20 protein-coding genes and 1 riboswitch are annotated in these 17,441 nt (G+C 72.3%); of the genes, 6 read left to right on the forward strand and 14 right to left on the reverse strand.

Annotated elements, in window-relative coordinates:
- Nucleotides 1–158: 158 nt before the first annotated feature.
- Nucleotides 159–779 carry a uracil-DNA glycosylase family protein gene (locus ACYVJJ_RS00975; RefSeq protein WP_460830365.1) on the forward strand — a complete coding sequence of 207 codons (621 nt, stop codon included), beginning with the start codon at nucleotides 159–161 and terminating at the stop codon, nucleotides 777–779.
- Here the strand turns inward: ACYVJJ_RS00975 and ACYVJJ_RS00980 are convergent.
- The 11 genes from ACYVJJ_RS00980 to glyA all read right to left on the reverse strand — a co-directional run bounded on the left by ACYVJJ_RS00980 (nucleotide 740) and on the right by glyA (nucleotide 9,590).
- Entirely contained in the window at nucleotides 740–1,216 is a 477-nt protein-coding gene (locus ACYVJJ_RS00980) for a hypothetical protein (protein ID WP_460830367.1), read from the reverse strand. The two genes, ACYVJJ_RS00975 and ACYVJJ_RS00980, sit on opposite strands and share 40 nt — an antisense overlap.
- Complete coding sequence (gene thiL, locus ACYVJJ_RS00985) at nucleotides 1,213–2,205, reverse strand: thiamine-phosphate kinase (protein ID WP_460830369.1); 993 nt, start codon at nucleotides 2,203–2,205, stop codon at nucleotides 1,213–1,215. The genes ACYVJJ_RS00980 and thiL overlap by 4 nt, the downstream gene beginning before the upstream one ends.
- 13 nt (nucleotides 2,206–2,218) lie before the next feature.
- A complete protein-coding gene (nusB, locus tag ACYVJJ_RS00990) occupies nucleotides 2,219–2,686 on the reverse strand; it encodes a transcription antitermination factor NusB (RefSeq protein ID WP_460830370.1) in 468 nt (155 codons plus the stop codon).
- Nucleotides 2,687–2,753: 67 nt separating this feature from the next.
- Entirely contained in the window at nucleotides 2,754–3,233 is a 480-nt protein-coding gene (ribH, locus tag ACYVJJ_RS00995) for a 6,7-dimethyl-8-ribityllumazine synthase (RefSeq protein WP_460830372.1), read from the reverse strand.
- Between the two features lie 65 nt (nucleotides 3,234–3,298).
- The gene (gene ribB, locus ACYVJJ_RS01000) at nucleotides 3,299–4,405 is read right to left on the reverse strand and encodes a 3,4-dihydroxy-2-butanone-4-phosphate synthase (RefSeq protein WP_460830373.1); all 1,107 of its coding nucleotides are present in this window, start codon (nucleotides 4,403–4,405) and stop codon (nucleotides 3,299–3,301) included.
- The gene (locus ACYVJJ_RS01005; protein WP_460830374.1) at nucleotides 4,402–5,001 is read right to left on the reverse strand and encodes a riboflavin synthase; all 600 of its coding nucleotides are present in this window, start codon (nucleotides 4,999–5,001) and stop codon (nucleotides 4,402–4,404) included. Before ACYVJJ_RS01005 ends, ribB begins: the two co-directional genes overlap by 4 nt.
- A gap of 130 nt (nucleotides 5,002–5,131) precedes the next feature.
- Nucleotides 5,132–5,295: riboswitch (FMN riboswitch) on the reverse strand.
- A gap of 91 nt (nucleotides 5,296–5,386) precedes the next feature.
- A complete protein-coding gene (locus ACYVJJ_RS01010; protein WP_460830376.1) occupies nucleotides 5,387–6,142 on the reverse strand; it encodes a class I SAM-dependent methyltransferase in 756 nt (251 codons plus the stop codon).
- A complete protein-coding gene (gene ribD / locus ACYVJJ_RS01015) occupies nucleotides 6,139–7,233 on the reverse strand; it encodes a bifunctional diaminohydroxyphosphoribosylaminopyrimidine deaminase/5-amino-6-(5-phosphoribosylamino)uracil reductase RibD (RefSeq protein ID WP_460830377.1) in 1,095 nt (364 codons plus the stop codon). Before ribD ends, ACYVJJ_RS01010 begins: the two co-directional genes overlap by 4 nt.
- A 37-nt stretch (nucleotides 7,234–7,270) precedes the next feature.
- A complete protein-coding gene (gene nrdR / locus ACYVJJ_RS01020) occupies nucleotides 7,271–7,792 on the reverse strand; it encodes a transcriptional regulator NrdR (RefSeq protein WP_460830379.1) in 522 nt (173 codons plus the stop codon).
- Nucleotides 7,792–8,331, reverse strand: a complete 540-nt coding sequence (locus tag ACYVJJ_RS01025; RefSeq protein ID WP_460830380.1) for an energy transducer TonB — start codon at nucleotides 8,329–8,331, stop codon at nucleotides 7,792–7,794. Before ACYVJJ_RS01025 ends, nrdR begins: the two co-directional genes overlap by 1 nt.
- Complete coding sequence (glyA, locus tag ACYVJJ_RS01030; RefSeq protein ID WP_460830382.1) at nucleotides 8,331–9,590, reverse strand: serine hydroxymethyltransferase; 1,260 nt, start codon at nucleotides 9,588–9,590, stop codon at nucleotides 8,331–8,333. The genes ACYVJJ_RS01025 and glyA overlap by 1 nt, the downstream gene beginning before the upstream one ends.
- 185 nt (nucleotides 9,591–9,775) lie before the next feature.
- On the opposite strand from glyA, the gene ettA reads away from it, so the two are divergent.
- From ettA to ACYVJJ_RS01055, 5 genes are all read left to right on the forward strand, one after another.
- Complete coding sequence (gene ettA / locus ACYVJJ_RS01035) at nucleotides 9,776–11,437, forward strand: energy-dependent translational throttle protein EttA (RefSeq protein WP_460830384.1); 1,662 nt, start codon at nucleotides 9,776–9,778, stop codon at nucleotides 11,435–11,437.
- A gap of 61 nt (nucleotides 11,438–11,498) precedes the next feature.
- Entirely contained in the window at nucleotides 11,499–11,669 is a 171-nt protein-coding gene (locus ACYVJJ_RS01040; protein ID WP_460830385.1) for a hypothetical protein, read from the forward strand.
- A complete protein-coding gene (locus ACYVJJ_RS01045) occupies nucleotides 11,666–11,974 on the forward strand; it encodes a hypothetical protein (protein ID WP_460830387.1) in 309 nt (102 codons plus the stop codon). The genes ACYVJJ_RS01040 and ACYVJJ_RS01045 overlap by 4 nt, the downstream gene beginning before the upstream one ends.
- Nucleotides 11,971–12,783: an orotidine-5'-phosphate decarboxylase gene (gene pyrF, locus ACYVJJ_RS01050; RefSeq protein WP_460830389.1), complete on the forward strand. Its 813-nt coding sequence runs from the start codon at nucleotides 11,971–11,973 to the stop codon at nucleotides 12,781–12,783. The genes ACYVJJ_RS01045 and pyrF overlap by 4 nt, the downstream gene beginning before the upstream one ends.
- A gap of 133 nt (nucleotides 12,784–12,916) precedes the next feature.
- Nucleotides 12,917–13,432, forward strand: a complete 516-nt coding sequence (locus ACYVJJ_RS01055) for a hypothetical protein (protein ID WP_460830390.1) — start codon at nucleotides 12,917–12,919, stop codon at nucleotides 13,430–13,432.
- On the opposite strand, the gene ACYVJJ_RS01060 is transcribed toward ACYVJJ_RS01055, so the two are convergent.
- From ACYVJJ_RS01060 to gspD, 3 genes are read right to left on the reverse strand one after another with little or no spacing between them, the layout of a single operon-like run.
- A complete protein-coding gene (locus ACYVJJ_RS01060; RefSeq protein ID WP_460830392.1) occupies nucleotides 13,429–14,274 on the reverse strand; it encodes a glycosyltransferase family 2 protein in 846 nt (281 codons plus the stop codon). The genes ACYVJJ_RS01055 and ACYVJJ_RS01060 overlap by 4 nt on opposite strands.
- Nucleotides 14,271–15,143: a glycosyltransferase family 2 protein gene (locus ACYVJJ_RS01065; protein WP_460830393.1), complete on the reverse strand. Its 873-nt coding sequence runs from the start codon at nucleotides 15,141–15,143 to the stop codon at nucleotides 14,271–14,273. The genes ACYVJJ_RS01060 and ACYVJJ_RS01065 overlap by 4 nt, the downstream gene beginning before the upstream one ends.
- A 3-nt stretch (nucleotides 15,144–15,146) precedes the next feature.
- Nucleotides 15,147–17,435 carry a type II secretion system secretin GspD gene (gspD, locus tag ACYVJJ_RS01070; protein WP_460830394.1) on the reverse strand — a complete coding sequence of 763 codons (2,289 nt, stop codon included), beginning with the start codon at nucleotides 17,433–17,435 and terminating at the stop codon, nucleotides 15,147–15,149.
- Nucleotides 17,436–17,441 lie beyond the last annotated feature (6 nt).

Consider the following 17,441-nt stretch of genomic DNA (forward strand, 5'->3'; position numbering starts at 1 on the left):
TGCACTGATGCGTTGCTGGGAAGCGCGAACGGGTGGCCTGCTTGCAGCGTGCGCCGCCGCCCTCGGTCAGTGCACGACCCTGCGGCGTGCAGCGACGCACGGTCCGCCGCCGCTCAGCACCGCCCTCGGAGAATGCCGGCTCCACCGGGCTGCCCGCCTTGACCGACCTTCCCGCCCTGCTCGACGCGATCCGCGCCTGCCGCCTGTGCGAGGCGCACCTGCCGCTCGGCCCGCGGCCGGTGCTGCGCGCGTCGCCGACCGCACGCCTGCTGGTCGTGGGCCAGGCACCCGGCACGCGCGTGCATGCGAGCGGCGTGCCCTGGGATGATGCGAGCGGGCGACGCCTGCGCGACTGGCTCGGCCTCGCGTCCGACGCCTTCTACGACGAGCGCCGCGTGGCGATCGTGCCGATGGGCTTCTGCTATCCGGGCCGCGCCGGCTCCGGCGACGCGCCGCCGCGACCGGAATGCCGGGCGACGTGGCATCCGCGCCTGCGTCCGCTGCTGCCGTCGGTCGCACTCACGCTCGCGATCGGCCAGTACGCACAGGCCCACGTGCTCGGTGCGCGACGCCGCGCGACGCTGACCGAGACCGTGCGCGCCTGGCGCGACTACCTGCCCGAGGCGCTGCCGCTGCCGCATCCGAGCCCGCGCAACGTGGGCTGGTTCAAGGCGAATGCGTGGTTCGAGGCGGAGGTCGTGCCCGCGCTGCGCGAGCGCGTCGCCGCGGTGCTCGCCGCTCAGCCGGCCGGCACGAAGTCGAGCTCCAGCGCCCCATAGGGCGGCACCGCCTGCCAGCGTGCATCGAGCGCCTGCGCGGCGTCGTACAGGCGCGCCAGCATGGCGGCGTCGAGCTGCGGCGGGTCCACGGCGCGCTGCGCGCAGGCGCCGCGTAGGCCCGCGTCGAACGCGGCGGCATCGAGCGCGCCGGCCCACAGCTGCGACTGCAGCGCCTCGACCACCGCCTCCACGCGCGCCAGCGATGCCGCGTGTTCCGGCGACGGCGCCTGCATCGTGAAGGCGAGTTCCGCACCCGCGTCGATCGCGCCGAGGTAGCCGCGCAGCGGCAGCATCGATTCCACCACTGCATGCACGAGGTCGTGCGGGAGGATGCCCTGCCGGGGCAGCGGGATGCTCGCGACGCTGCCGTCCTCGCGATGGACATCCAGCGCGTCGCTGCGCGCGTTCGCCGCAGCGCGGCGCGCGACGAGCCTCACGCGTCCTCCCCGAAATGCGTGTAGCCGCGGCGGCCGGCCGCCCAGGCACGACCGTCGGATGCGCGCACCGCCACGCCCGCGCCGGCACGCACGCGGCCCACGCGCGTCACCGGCGTGCCGCTGCGCGCGGCCGCTGCCTCGATCGCGGCCTCGGCGCCGTCCGGGGCGGTGAACAACAGCTCGTAGTCGTCGCCGCCGCCGGCCTGCAGCACGCGACGCGCATCCGTGTCGAAGGCGGCCGCGAGCGCGGGGGACGTCGGCCACAGGTCCACGTCGAACTCGACCGCCACGCCGCTGGCGGCGGCCACGTGCGCGGCATCGGCGAGCAGGCCGTCGGAGATGTCGATGCAGGCATGCGCCACGCCACGCAGCGCGAGCCCCAGCGCGACGCGCGGCGTCGGGCGGTCGAGCCGCGCGCGCAGCGCGGCGAGCGCATCGGCAGGCGCATGCTCGTGCGGTACCGCAAGGCCGAGGCCCAGCGCGCCGAGCGCACCCGCGGCGTCCCCGGGCGTGCCGCTGATCCAGACGCTGTCGCCGGCCCGCGCCACGCCACGCCGCAGCGCGCTGCCGGGCGGGAGCAGGCCGTGAGCGGTCACGCTGACCGACAGCGGCCCGCGCGTGGTGTCGCCGCCCACCAGCGCGACGCGGTGCGCATCGGCGAGCGCGAGGAAGCCGTCGAGCAGGCCGTCGACGAAGGCCGCATCGCCCTGCGGCAGCGCGAGCCCGAGCGTGCACCAGGCCGGTGACGCGCCCATCGCCGCCAGGTCCGAGAGGTTCACCGCGAGCGCCTTCCAGCCGATGTCGGCAGGCGCGGTGTCCACGGGGAAATGCACGCCCGCATTGAGCACGTCCATCGCGATCGCCAACTGCATGCCCGCGGGCGGCTGCAGCAGCGCGGCATCGTCACCGATGCCGAGCAGCACGTCCGCGCGCGTCCCCGCGCGGCGACGGATGCGCTCGATCAAGTCGAACTCGCCGGGACGGTCCACGGCGTGCGCGGGCTCAGCGCGGCCGGCGCGCGGCCTGCACCTCGACGCCGCGCCACTCGGCCGCCGCGCGATCGAGCACGCCGTTGATATAGGTGTGGCCGTGCTCGGCGCCGAAGCGCTTGGCGGTCTCGATCGCCTCGTTGATCACCACGCGGTAGGGCACGTCGGGCCGCATGCGCAGCTCGTAGGTGGCGATGCGGAGCACCGCGCGCTCGACCGGGTCGACCTGGTCGATGTCGCGGTCGAGGTACGGCTGCAGCGCCTCGTCGAGCGCCTCGTGATTCCCGTCGACGCCGCGGACCAGGTCCTCGAAGTACTCGAGGTCGGCCACTTCATTCGCCTGCTCGTGGGCGAACTGCGCGATCACCTCGCGCGCGTTCGCGCCGGACATCTGCCAGGCGTAGACGGCCTGCAGCGCACGGCGGCGGGCGCGGGAGCGGGCGACGGGATCGATGCCGTCCTTGCGGGTGTTGCGGTTCATGCGTGCGGTTCCATCGGGAGCCGGCCGGGGCCGGGAGCACGCGGCGCGGGAACGCCGTCGCGCGGAATCATTCGGCCGCCTTCGGCAGCCGGGTGAGCAGATGGGCCATCTCGATCGCGACGAGCGCGGCCTCCTCGCCCTTGTTGCCGTGCGTGCCGTCGGCGCGCGCCTGCGCGTCCTCGAAGCGGTCGACGGCGAGCACGCCGTTCGCCACGGGCAGCGCATGGTCGAGCTGCAGGCGCATCAGCGCGTCGGAGCAGCCGTCGGCGACCTGCTCGTAATGCCGCGTATCGCCGCGTACCACGCAGCCGAGCGCCACGAACGCCGCATGCCGACCCGCGGCGGCAAGCCGCGCGATCGCGAGCGGGATCTCCCAGGCGCCGGGCACGCGCACCACGTCGACCGCCTCGTCCGTCACGCCGTGATCGGCGAATGTCTTGCGCGCGCCGGCCACCAGCGCATCGGTGATGCGCGGGTTCCAGCGGCTGGCGATGATGGCGTAGCGCGCGCCGTCGGGGCTGCGCAGGTCGCCTTCGAAATGCGGCATCGAGGGGGCCTCAAGGGGGACGCGGAGTTTACCGGCTCGCCGCCGGCCGGGCCGTGAGACGTCGCTCAGCGCTCCGGCTCGACGTACTCGACCACCTCGAGCCCGAAGCCCGCCAGGCCGATCTGCTTGCGCGGGGTACCGATCACCCGCAGGCGGCCGAGGCCGAGGTCGGCGAGGATCTGGGCGCCCGCGCCGTTGCGCCGCCATTCCGCGAGCCCTGCGCCGCGGCCTTCGGGATCGGGCGCCGGCTGCTCGCGGATGCGCGCCAGCAGCGCGGCCGGGTCGGTCGGCTCGGCGAGCAGCACGAGGGCGCCGCGGCCTTCGGCCGCGATCCGCGCGAGCACGTCGCCCACCGCCGGGCCGAAATCCGCGCGTCGCCAGTGCACGGCATCGGCCAGCGGATTGAGCATGTGCACGCGCACGAGCGTCGGCGTCGCCGGATCGGGCTCTCCGCGCAACAGCGCGAAGTGCAGCGCATGGCCGACGCGGTCGCGATAGACCGCCAGCGTGAACGGGCCATGCTCGGTCTCGATCGCACGCGTCTCCACCCGCTCGACGGTGTGCTCGTTCTCGAGCCGATAGCGGATCAGCGCCTCGATCGAGCCCATCTTCAGGCCGTGCTCGCGCGCGAACACCTCGAGTTCCGGCCGGCGCGCCATCGAGCCGTCGGGATTGAGGATCTCCACCAGCACGCCGGCGGGCTCGAGCCCCGCGAGCAGCGACAGGTCGCTCGCCGCCTCGGTGTGGCCTGCGCGGCTGAGCACCCCGCCCGGCTGCGCCATCAGCGGGAAGATGTGGCCGGGCTGGCTGAGGTCGTGCGGGGCGGCGTCGGGGCGCACCGCGGTGCGCACGGTGTGTGCGCGATCGTAGGCGGAGATGCCGGTGGTGACGCCCTCGGCCGCCTCGATACTCACGGTGAAGTTGGTGTGGTGCGGCGACGTGTTGTCGCGGACCATCGGCGGCAGCCCCAGCTGCCGGCAGCGCTCGCGCGTGAGCGACAGGCAGACCAGCCCGCGCGCATGGGTGACCATGAAGTTGATGTCCTGCGGCCGCACGAGCTCGGCGGCCATGATCAGGTCGCCCTCGTTCTCGCGGTCCTCGTCGTCGACGATGACGACCATGCGGCCGGCGCGGATCTCATCGAGCAGTTCGGGGATGGGGGAAAAGCTCATGGCATGTCCTTCGCGAGCAGGCGCTCGACGTAGCGGGCGACGAGGTCGATCTCCAGGTTCACCGCGTCGCCGACGCGCGTGCTGGAAAAGGCGGTATGCGCGACGGTGTGCGGCACCAGCGCCACCTCGAAGCCGTCGGCATCGACTTCGTTGACGGTGAGGCTCACCCCGTCCACGCAGATCGAGCCCTTCTTCGCGACATAGCGCAGGAACGCGGGCGGCGCGGCGAAGCGCCAGCGCTGCGCGCGCGCGTCGTCGTGCACCGACAGCACCGCGCCGATACCGTCGACGTGTCCGCTGACCAGATGGCCGCCGAGCCGGTCCTGCGGTCGCATCGCGCGCTCGAGGTTCACCGGCGCGCCGGGCGCGAGGCGCCCGAGCGTGGTGAGCGATAGGGTCTCGGTGGAGGCGTCGGCCTCGAACGCCGCCGCATCGGCCGCCACCACGGTCAGGCAGACGCCATTGACCGCGATCGACTCGCCGAGGCGCACGTCCTCGAAGGGCAGCGTGCCGGTATGGACGCGAAGGCGCACGTCGCCACCACGCGGCTCGATCGACGCGACCGCGCCGACGCCCTCGATGATGCCGGTGAACATCAGCGCAGCCCCCGAGGGGCCGTGCGCGCGGTGCTGCAGCTGGACATGAAACGCTTCTCGCGGAAGGACGGGCGAAAAACGCCTCGGGGCACGAAGGCGACGCACGCGCGGCCGGAGCCGTGCACGCGGTAGCCGTCTTCTCTCATCCGGACTTTCCGGGGCCTCGCGACCCCGACCGTCGGCTCCGGCATCGGACCGGATCTGCTGACCCTCCGCAGGGCAGAGGCGCTCGCGGGCTCGCACGTCGCCGTGCCTACCGCCGGTGGGGAATCGCACCCCGCCCTGAAGACGTCATGGAAGCCGGCGGACCGGCCGCGCGCATTGTAGCGCCGCGGGCCGCGGCACCGGCGGGACGTCGCGTTCCGCCGCCGGCCGCAGTCGGCGTCTAGGCCGGCTTGCGGCGCAGGTGCAGGAACAGCGGCCAGCGGATGCGGCGGACGGCGGACGGATCGCCCCAGGCCGCCGTGACGGCACCGCGGTGCGCCGCGACGGCGTCCTCGCCCGTGCGCGCGCGATGGCGCACGACCGCCGAATAGCTCGACAGGTAGGCGAGCACGCGTTCGAGCGGCCAGTCGACTTCGAGCCACAGGGCCGGCGCCGGCAGCGCCTCGAAGGGCCAGTCGAACGAAGCGTAGTGCGCGTCGACCAGCGATCGGCCGAGCGGCCAGTCGGGCGCGATGCGCTCGCGGAAGGCGCCGAGCTCGCGCTCCATGCCGGCGGGGATGTCGAAATCGCCATAGCCCCAGGCCGCGAGGACGCCGCCCGGCGCGAGCACGCGATCGCATTCGGCGAAGAAGCGCGGAAGGTCGAACCAGTGCAGCGCCTGCGCGACGGCCACGAGGCCGACCGATCCGTGCGCAAGCGCCGTGGCCTCGCCGGGCTCGACCGCGAGGCTCACACGCGCGTCGCCGGCCTGCGCCCAGTGCTCGGCGAGCTGCTGCGGGCTCGGGTCGGTGGCGTGCACGTGCGCGAAGCGCGCGGCGAGCCCGCGCGTGGCCTGACCGCTGCCCGCGCCGGGCTCCCACACGTGGGCACTCGCGGGGACGTGACGCGCGATCGCGTCGAACAGGGCGTCCGGATACTCGGGGCGCGCTGCGGCATACGTGCCGGCGACGCTCGAGAAATGGTCCTGCACGCTCACGCGCGCGGCGCGGGCTGCAGGAGCAGACGCAGGTCGGGCCCGACCTGGCGGGTCTCGACGATGCGCAGCGCGTGCCGCTCGGCCATGCTGCGCACGTCGAGCCCGTCGAGCAGCGGCCGTGCCTCGGCACCGAGCAGCACCGGCGCGACGTAGAGCAGCAGCTCGTCGACCAGGCCCGCCGCGACGAACGCGCCGGCGAGCGTCGCGCCGGCCTCGACCTGCACCTCGTTGATGCCGCGTTCGGCCAGCAGGCGGAGCACCGCGTCGAGGTCCATGCGCACGCCGGCCACCGGCACCGACGCACGATCGACCTCGACGCCCCGCGGCACGCGCGCGTCCGGCGCGTGGAGGTAGAGCGTCGGCGCGTCGCCTTCGCGGATGTGGCCGCGGTGGATCGTCGCCAGGCCCGGGTCGAGCACCACGCGCAACGGCGGCAGGAACGGCGTGTCGTCGCCGAGGCGCACCGTGAGGTAGGGATCGTCCGCGAGCACCGTGCCCGCACCGGTGAGCAGCGCCCCGGCGCGGGCGCGCCAGCGCTGCACGTCCAGGCGCGAGGATTCGCTGCTGATCCACTTCGAATCGCCGCTCGCCAGCGCGGTGCGCCCGTCGAGGCTGGTCGCGAGCTTGACGCGCAGCCACGGCCGGCCGCGTTCGATGCGTGACAGGAAGCCGCGGTTCTGCGTGCGCGCCTGCGCTTCCATCAGCCCCTGCGCGACCTCGATGCCCGCCGCGCGCAGCCGATCGAAACCCGCGCCGTCCACCTGCGGGAACGGATCGCGTATCGCGGCGACGACACGGGAAACGCCAGCCGCGATCAATGCGTCGGCACATGGCCCGGTGCGCCCGGTGTGCGCGCAGGGCTCGAGCGTGACGTAGGCGGTCGCGCCGCGCGCACGCTCGCCGGCCTCGCGCAGCGCATGAACCTCGGCATGCGGGGTGCCGGCGCGCTCGTGCCAGCCCTCGCTCACCACGTCCGCGCCGTGCGCGAGCACGCAGCCGACGACCGGATTCGGGCGTGCCGTGTAGAGCCCGCGCTCGGCGAGGCGCAGCGCCCGCGCCATGTGCGCATGGTCGATCGCGGAAAACGTCATCGGGCCTCCCGGCCGCGCTCGCGGGCCGCGCCCGCGGTCAACGCCGGCGCCCGCGCTCGGGGCGCGGCTCCGGCTCCTCGAGCAGCGGAAGCTGCCCCTCCGGCGTCACGTCGCGCTCGAGCCGGTCGAGTTCCTCGCGGAAGTCCGCGACGTCCTCGAACGCGCGGTAGACCGACGCGAAGCGCACGTAGGCGACATGATCGAGCTTGCGCAGCTCGCCCATGACGAACTCGCCGATGCGCCGCGACGGCACCTCGCGCTCGGTGGTCATGCGCAGCTGGTGAACGACGGCACGCACCGCGGCCTCGATCTGCTCCTCGGCGACGGGGCGCTTCTGCAGCGCGCGGTCGAAGCCGATGCGCAACTTGCGCGCGTCGAAAGCCTCGCGCCGGCCGTCGCTCTTCACGATCGTCGGCAGCTTGAGCTCGACGGTCTCGAGCGTGGAGAAGCGTTCCGCGCAGACCTCGCAGACGCGGCGCCGACGGATCGTGGCGCCGTCCTCGGACACGCGCGAGTCGATCACGCGCGTGTCCTGGTGCTGGCAGAAGGGGCAATGCATCAGGGGCGGCCGGCGGCAGCCGGGCGCTCGGGCACGGGCGACTCGGGCGCATCCAGCACGCCGAAGCGGATCGTGCTGATGAATACACCGGTCGCAGGGACCCCGTCGTAGGTCGCCGGTGCGTAGCGGCTGCGCATCGACGCGCGAACGGCAGGCTTGGAGATCGCCGGCGTGGAGGCGCAAAGCGCTCGCGCCTGGATGGCCTTGCCGTCGGGCCCGACGAGCACGGCGACCATCGAACGTGCACCGGTCTGCCCGAGACCGTTCGGCCAACTCAGGGCCGTACGCTCGACCTGACGGGCGGGGGTCGCACGGGTCGCGGCCGGGGCGTCCGGCCACTGATCACCGAACACTTCGCCGAGCGTCTTGCCCGCGAAGTACTCGACATCGCCGTCATGGCAGCGGATGGGGAGATCGCGAGCGCGTGGATGCGTGTAATCGACGCGGTTCGGCAGCGGAACGTCGGCGATCGGCACGACCGCCTCCTGGGCGCCGGTCGGCAGCGCCAGCAGCAACACGCAGAGCAGAGCCGCCCGCATCATGCGTCCCCGTACACCGGGAACCGCTTGCACTGTGCCTGCACGGCCTCCGCGACGCGCGCGATCACCGCCTCGTCCTTCGGATTGTCGAGCACGTCCGCGATCCAGTTCGCGAGGTCCACGCACTCGGCCTCGCCGTAGCCGCGCGTGGTCACTGCCGGCGTGCCCAGGCGTAGGCCCGAGGTCACGAACGGCGAGCGCGGATCGTTCGGCACGGAGTTCTTGTTGACGGTGATGTGCGCGCGGCCGAGCGCGGCCTCCGCTTCCTTGCCCGATACTTCCCGCCCGATCATGTCGACCAGCATCAGGTGGTTGTCGGTGCCGCCGGAAACGATCTTGTAGCCGCGCGCCATCAGCGTCTTCGCCATCGCCTGCGCGTTCGTCACGACCTGCTGCTGGTAGCCCTTGAACTCCGGCTCCAGCGCTTCCTTGAACGCGACGGCCTTGGCGGCGATCACGTGCATCAGCGGGCCGCCCTGGATGCCCGGGAAGACGATCGACTGCAGCTTCTTGACGAGGTCCTCGGCCGGATCCTTCGCCAGGATGATCCCGCCGCGCGGGCCGCGCAGGGTCTTGTGCGTGGTCGACGTCACCACGTGCGCATGCGGCAGCGGGCTCGGGTACACGCCGGCGGCGACGAGCCCGGCGACGTGCGCCATGTCGACGAAGAAGATCGCGCCCACGCTGTCGGCGATCTGGCGCATGCGCGCCCAGTCGATGATCCGCGAATACGCCGAGAACCCGGCGATCAGCATCTTCGGCTTGTGCTCCTGCGCGAGGCGCTCGACCTCGGCGTAGTCGATCAGGCCGTTCTCGTCGACGCCGTACTGCACCGCGTTGAAGACCTTGCCGGAGAAATTAACCTTCGCGCCATGCGTGAGGTGCCCGCCGTGCGCGAGCGACATGCCGAGCACGGTGTCGTGCGGATTGAGCAGCGCGAAGTAGACGCCCATGTTCGCGGAGGCACCCGAATGCGGCTGCACGTTGGCGTAGTCGCAGTCGAACAGCTGCTTGAGGCGGTCGATGGCGAGCTGCTCGGCCACGTCGACGTATTCGCAGCCGCCGTAGTAGCGCTTGCCCGGATAGCCTTCGGCGTACTTGTTGGTCAGGACCGAGCCCTGCGCCTCGAGCACGCGCGGGGAGGCGTAGTTCTCGCTGGCGATCAGCTCGACGTGGTCCTCCTGCCGGCGCGCCTCGTTCGCGATCGCCTGGGCCAGTTCGGGGTCGAATCCTTCGATACGGGCATCGCGCGGGAACATCGGAACTCCGGAGGGGGCGGGGAATCGCCGGATTCTAGCCGGTCGGCACCCTGCCCCGGGCCCGCAAACCCGCGTCGCGGCTTATAATTTGCGGCTATTCCGCATTCCTTCGGCCCTGCCCGCCCGGGCGGCCGCCGTCTGTGCACGGGCGCCCCGCCCGGGCGCCCCGTTCCACCGGAGATCCCATGCAGTACATCTACACGATGAACGGCGTCAGCAAGACCGTTCCGCCCAAGCGCCAGATCATCAAGGACATCTCCCTGTCGTTCTTCCCGGGCGCGAAGATCGGCCTGCTCGGCCTGAACGGCGCGGGCAAGTCGACCGTGCTGAAGATCATGGCCGGCGTCGACACCGATTTCTCCGGCGAAGCCCGGCCGCAGCCCGGCATCAAGGTCGGCTACCTCGCGCAGGAGCCGGAGCTCAATCCGGAGCACACCGTGCGCCAGGCCGTCGAGGAAGGCGTGGGCGAAGTGCTGCAGGCGCAGGCGCGGCTGGAAGAGGTCTATGCCGCCTACGCCGAGGAAGGCGCGGACTTCGACGCGCTCGCCAAGGAGCAGGAGCGGCTGGAGGCGATCCTCGCCGCCGGCGATGCGCACACGCTGGAGAACCAGCTGGAAGTCGCCGCCGACGCGCTGCGCCTGCCGCCGTGGGACGCGATCGTCGGCAAGCTCTCGGGCGGCGAGAAGCGCCGCGTCGCGCTGTGCCGCCTGCTGCTGCAGAAGCCGGACATGTTGCTGCTCGACGAGCCGACCAACCACCTCGACGCCGAGTCGGTCGAGTGGCTGGAGCAGTTCCTCGCCCGCTACACCGGCACCGTGGTGGCGGTGACGCACGATCGCTACTTCCTCGACAACGCCGCCGAGTGGATCCTCGAGCTCGATCGCGGCCGCGGCATCCCGTGGAAGGGCAACTACACCGAGTGGCTGGTGCAGAAGGACGAGCGCCTCAAGCAGGAAGAAAACCAGGAGAAGTCGCGCCAGAAGGCCATCCAGAAGGAGCTGGAATGGGCGCGCAGCAATGCCAAGGGCGGCCGCTCCAAGGGCAAGGCGCGCCTGGCACGCATCGAGGAGCTGCAGTCGGTCGACTACCAGCGCCGCCAGGAGACGAACGAGATCTTCATCCCGCCGGGCGAGCGCCTGGGCCAGAAGGTCATCGAGTTCAAGAACGTGTCCAAAAAGTTCGGCGACCGCCTGCTGATCGACGACCTCTCGTTCTCGGTGCCGCCGGGCGCGATCGTCGGCATCATCGGCCCGAACGGCGCCGGCAAGTCGACGCTGTTCAAGATGATCATCGGCAAGGAGAAGCCGGATTCCGGCTCGATCGACATCGGGCCGACGGTCAAGCTCGCCTACGTCGACCAGAGCCGCGACGCTCTCGAAGGCAACCACAACGTCTTCCAGGAGGTGTCCGGCGGCCTCGACATCCTCAACATCAACGGCATCGAGATCCAGTCGCGCGCCTACATCGGCCGCTTCAACTTCAAGGGCCAGGACCAGCAGAAGATCGTCAGCCAGCTCTCGGGCGGCGAGCGCGGTCGCCTGCACATGGCCAAGACGCTGCTGCAGGGCGGCAACGTGCTGCTGCTCGACGAGCCGTCGAACGACCTCGACATCGAGACGCTGCGCGCGCTCGAGGACGCGCTGCTCGAGTTCCCGGGCAACACGTTCGTGATCTCGCACGACCGCTGGTTCCTCGACCGCATCGCCACGCACATCCTCGCGTTCGAGGGCGATTCGCACGTGGAGTTCTTCCAGGGCAATTACCGCGAATACGAGGAAGACAAGAAGCGTCGCCTCGGCGAGGCCGGCGCGCAGCCGCACCGCCTGCGCTTCAAGGCGCTCAAGTAATCGCGACACGGACGCCCGCCCTCACCGGCGGGCGTCTTCGCATTCGATGGCCGGAGGCCTCATGGACGCACCCCGAAACCGACCGCTCCTGCTCGGCGCCGCGCTGAGCACCGCCGCCGCGCTGGTGCATGTCGGGATCATCTTCGGTGGGCCGGCGTGGTACCGCTTCTTCGGCGCGGCGAGCGCTTCGCGCAGCTCGATGCAGCGGGCAGCCGTCTGCCCGACCTCGTGACGCTCGGGATCGCGGCCGTGCTCGGCCTGTGGGCGATGTACGCGCTGTCCGGGGCCGGCGTGATCCGCCGGCTGCCGCTGCTGCGCACGGCGCTCGTCGCGATCACCGCGGTCTACCTCGTGCGCGGCCTCGTGCTGCTGCCGCTGATGCTCGACGCCGACTTCGCGCCGACCGCCTTCGACGTCTGGAGCTCGTTGATCTGCCTTGGCTACGGCCTCGTGCACCTGCTGGGCCTGGTGCAGGCCTGGCCGCATCTGTCCCTGCGCGCCGTCGCGGCGCCCCTCGTTCCGGAGAACGCCCGATGACCTTCATGCAGGCCCTGCGCGCCCGCTGGCAGGCCGCCAACAGCCTCGTCTGCGTGGGCCTCGACCCGGAGCCGGCGAAGTTCCCCGCCCGATTCGCGGACGATCCCGACGCGGTCTTCGCCTTCTGCCGCGACATCGCCGACGCCACCGCCGACTACGCCTGCGCCTTCAAGCCGCAGATCGCGCACTTCGCCGCGCTCGGCGCCGAAGGCGCGCTGGAGCGCCTGATCGCGCACCTCAAGACGACGCACCCCGACGTGCCGGTGATCCTCGACAGCAAGCGCGGCGACATCGGCAGCACCGCGCAGCATTACGCGAGCGAGGCCTTCGACCGGTATGGCGCCGACGCGGTGACGGTGAATCCCTACCTCGGCCGCGATGCGCTGCAGCCCTTCCTCGACCGCGTCGACCGCGGCGTGATCGTGCTCTGCCGCACGTCCAATCCCGGCGCGGGCGAGCTGCAGGACCTGCTCGTCGCCGGGCAGCCGCTGTACCAGCACGTGGCCAAGAAGGCGGCGCTGGAGTGGAACGCGAACGGCAACGTGGCGCTGGTGGTGGGCGCGACGTGGCCCGGCCAGCTCGCCGAGGTGCGCGCGCTGGTGAAGGACGTGCCGCTGCTGGTGCCCGGCGTCGGGGCGCAGGGCGGCGATGCGGCGGCGGTGGTCGAGAACGCCAAGACGCCCGACGGTACCGGCCTGATGGTCAGCTCCTCGCGTGCCGTGCTCTACGCCTCGGCGGGCGAGGATTACGCGGACGCGGCGGCGGCGGCCGCGCGCGCGCTGCGCGACGCGATCAACGCGCACCGCTGACGCACCGCCGCGCCCGCCCGCCCGGTCGACGCACGCCCTGCGTGCGCGGATCGGTCGTGCGGCCGCCCGACATGATCCCGACTGCACGCGGCGGCGCGGACACTGCAGGCGTCACCCCCCCGGGACCGCCGCCATGTCCACCGCCGCCCGCCTGCTCCGTCCCTGCCTGTTCGCCGTCCTGCTCGCCGCCGCCGGCGTCGCGCGTGGACAGGGCGCGCGCGACCCCGCGGCCCCCGAGTGGTGGGCCAACGTGAATCTCGCCTCCTACCACCTCGATGACGAGGAGGACTTCCTCGCGCCCGGCGAGGATTTCAACCAGGAGAACTGGGGCGCGGGCCTCGAGGTGCAATGGAAGCCGCGGCACGGCGCCTCGGCCGGCTACTACCGCAACTCGGTCGACGAGCACTCGCTCTACGCGCTCTACCACTACACGCCGCTGCAGCTCGGGCGATTCGTGCGTGTCGGTGGCATGGCCGGCGTGGTGACCGGCTATCCCGGCTACAACGACGGCGGCATCGCGCCCGCGGGTGGACTGGTCGCGAAGATCGAAGGCGACCGCGTGGGCATGAACCTGATCTACCTGCCGCGGATCAGCGGCGTCACCCCGAACACGCTCGGCCTGCAGTTCAAGCTGCGCCTGGGCCGCTAGCCCCGGGCACGCCACCAGGCACGCAGCGCGGCGACGACGAAGCGCACGGCGATGGCCAGCGCGATTGCCGCGCGCACCGGACCGCTGCGTCGCGGCGCCTCGAACCGGCGGAAATAGCGCCACAGCCCGCGGTGCTTGTGCCACTCGACGAACACCGGGCGCGACCGGCTCGACACGCCACGCACGTGCACCACGCGCACGTCGTTCGCGACCGCGACCACGGCGCCGGCCTCGCGCACGCGCCGGCACAGGTCGAGATCCTCGGCATGCAGGCGATAGCCCTCGTCGAAGCCGCCGACGTGCTCGAACAGCGCGCGCGGCAGCAGCATCAATGCGCCCGAGACCGCATCGACCCCCTGCAGCGGCGTGCGCTCGACCGGCACGTCGAGCGCGGCGCCCGCGCCTTCCAGTGCGCGCGCGAGCATCGCGAAGAAATCGGGATCGCGGCGGCGGGCGGCGCCATCGCGCACGCCGTCCTCGTCGACCAGGTCCGCGCCGACGAGCGCGGGGCCGAGTTGCATGACCGCCCCGCGCAAACGCACGAGGCTGTCGGGCTCGACCAGGCAGTCGGGATTGACGAAGGCGAGCCACGGCGCGTCGACATCGCGCGCGCCCTGGTTGCAGGCCACGGCGAAACCGGGGTTATCGGGGTTGGCGATGAAGCGCAGGCGCGCATCGCTGCTCGCCAGGCGTTGCACGATCTCCACCGTGCCGTCGTCGGAGCCGTTGTCGACGACGCGGATGGCCACCACGCCCTCGGCGGCGCGCAGCCGTTCCAGGCAGAGCGCAATCGTCTCCGCGCTGCGATAGGTGACCACGACGGCGGCGATGTCCGCGCTCATGCGAGCGCATCCGCCGGCGGGAACAGCACGGGCTGCCGCGCCACGCCCGCCTCGAGCCGCACGAGCGCCGCGGCCACCGCGCGGCGTGCGTCGGCCGCCGGATCGCGCATCAGGAATTCGGCGAGGTCGGCCGTCCAGCGCGGCCAGCGCGCGGCGACGCGCTCGAGGTCGCCCTCGGCGGGACGGCCCTCGCGATCGCGCGCGACGAAGGCCTGCGTGCACAGCAGCACGCGCCCGCCGTTCGCCGCGAGCCGCAGGGACAAGTCAATGAGCGCCGCATAGCCGGAGCGATAGCTCGCCGCATCGATCCCGCCGATGCGTCGGGCGGCGCCGGCACGCAGCAGCACGCAGTGGTCGACCGCCGCAGGCAACGCGACCGGTGGCATCGCCGCCACCGCCGCGGCGAGCGCGATGCGCGCGGAATCGGGCGCGGGTTCGACCCGGCCCAGCCGCGGCCAGCCCGCGGTCTCGCCGGCATTGCACCAGGGCGTCAGCGCGACGGCATCGGGTTCGGCATGCAGCGACGCGTGCATGCGCACCAGCCAGCCGGGCGCCGGGCGCGCATCCACCGACAGCAGCGCGACGTGGTCATCGCTGCAGGCTGCGAGCACGTCGGCGAGGTGCGTGCTCTCGCCGAGCGGCGACGTGCGACGGGTGTAGGCCACGTCGAGCCGCGTGCGGCTGCGCCAAACGTCGACCACCGCCTGCACGCGCGGCCCGCCCTGCGCATCGTCGGCGAGCCAGACGCGGGTGCCGGCGGGCGTGCCTGCATCGAGCGCGGCGAGGCAGGCATCGAGCGCCTGCTCGTCGACGCCGACGGTCACGACCACCACCGGCAGCGCGCCGCCTGTTGCGCAGCCGTCCGCCATGCGTCAGCGGACTTCGATGCCCTGCGTCCTCGGCTTGGGCCGCATCGGGGTGAGCGCACGGAAGCGCTGGCCGTATTCGTCGGTGAGCTGGCGCACCTCGAGCGGATTGCGCACCACCGTGGGCGTGAGCAGCACCACGACCTCACTGCGATCCGTCCGCGAGGTCTGCCGGCCGAACAGGCCACCGAGCACCGGGATCCGGCTCAGGCCCGGGAAGCCGGAGGAACCACGCGTCACGCCGTCGCTGATCAGGCCGGCGAGCATCACGGTCTCGCCGCTCTGCACCGCCGTTTCGGTCTTCACCTTGCGGGTGTTGATGGAGACGTTGCGCTGGCCGGTCTCGCGGGGGCCGGGCGAGCTGATCTCCTGCACGATGTCGAGGAAGACCATGCCGTCGCGGGTGATGCGCGGGCGCACCTTGAGGATCACGCCGGTGTCGAGGTACTGCACTTGGCTGAAGGTCGCGCCATTGCCGATGCCCGGGTCCACGGTGACCGATTCGATCGGGATGCGCGAGCCGACGTTGAGCGTGGCTTCCGCGTTGTTGCGCACGAAGATCGAGGGCGTCTGCAGCAGCTTGAGGTCGGTGACCTGGTCGAGCGCGCTGATGACGGCCGCGGCATTGTTGCCGAGGAAGGTCCACGCGAGCCCGCCCGTGCCACCGCTGACCGGGCGCACGCTGCCGCGCAGGTCGCCCCAGATCGAACGCGCCGCGGCATTGGGCAGGCCGGCGCCGCCCGCGGTCGCGGCATCGCTCACCGCGTTCTCGAAGAACCAGTTGACGCCGTATTCGAGCGCGCCGCTCAGCGTGACCTCGACGACCTGCGCCTCGATCTGCACCTGCATCGGCATCACGTCGAGGCGCTCGATCACCTCGCGCATCGAGCGCCAGGCCTGCGGCGTCGCACGCACGAGCAGCGAGTTGGTCTCGTCCACCGCGCTGACGCCCACGCGCTGGCCGTCGACCTCGAACGAGACGCTGCCGGCGCCACCACCGCGGCTGTTGCCACCGCCGCCGAGCGACATCGACGGCGTCGAGCCGCCGGCGCCACCCGTCCCCCCTGTGCCGCCACCGAGACTCGCCTCGTCGCCCTGCGGCGCGCCGCCGATCGCGGCGGTGGCGCCGTCGTCCGTATCGCGCAGCTCGGCCGATTCCAGGCCCGGCATCAGGGAGGGTGCGGAGGTGCCGCCCGAGCTGCCGCCACTGCCGTTGCCGAAAACTTCCGACAGCCGCGCGGCGAGTTCGCGCGCCTTGATGTACTTGAGCTCGTACGAGAACAGGCGCGGATCGCCGCCGGCGCCGTCGATGCGCTCGAGCCACTGCTGGATGTCGTCGAGGTACGCCGCCTGCGGCGTGATCACGAGGATCGCGTTCGCGCCCTCGAGCGGCATGAAGCGGAACATGCCCGCGACCGGCGACTTGCTCTGCTCGCCGAACACCTTCTCGAGGTCGGCGACCACGCGCGAGGCGCGGCCCGATTGCAGCGGGAACACGCCCACCGACATGCCGCTGAGCCAGTCGACGTCGAAAATCTCGATCGTGCGCAGGTAGTTCTCGAGCTCGGTGCGGCTGCCGCTGAGCGTGATCACGTTGCGCGCATTGTCGACGCCGACGATCGCGCTCGGCCGCGCGTACGGCTTGAGGATCTTCTCCATCTCCGTCGCGGAGACGTACTTGAGGGGCACGGTGCGCGCCTCGAAGCCCCGCGCGCTCGACGCCGGGCCGGTGCGCGGCGCGACGTTGCCGGCCAGCGCCTGGTCGGCCGGCACGATGTTGTAGCGCCCGCCCGAGTACACCATCCGCGCGTTGTTCCAGCCGAGCACCATCTCGAGCAGGTTCATCGCGTCCGCCGGGCTCACCGGCTTGGGCGTCGCGAGCGTCACCGTGCCCTGCACGCCCGGCGCGATCACGTAGTTCTGCCCGAGCATGTCGCCGAGGATCGCCTTGACGACCGCATGCAGCGACTCGCCCTCGAAGTTGAACGTCGCCGCGCCCGAACTGCCGCCCGGGTTCGGCAGCGGCGCAGCGGCGGCCTGGCGGTTGATCACCTGCCCCGTGCCGCGACGGATCTGCGCGGTCGGCCCGGCCTCCTGCTCGGGCAGCGGCGTGCTGACGATCTCGCCGTTGGCGCCGACGACCGTCGCCGAGGCGGGCGTGCCGGCGACCGGGCCGTCGAGCCGCCCCTCGCGGCGGATGTCCGCCACGGGCTGGCTCGCGCAGCCGGCGAGGATCGAGGCGATGGCCAGCGCGCTGAGGCTGCGCTGGAAGGCGGGGGCGTTCGGAAGGCTCATCGCGTG

The organism is Lysobacter humi (ex Lee et al. 2017) (genome assembly GCF_054781815.1).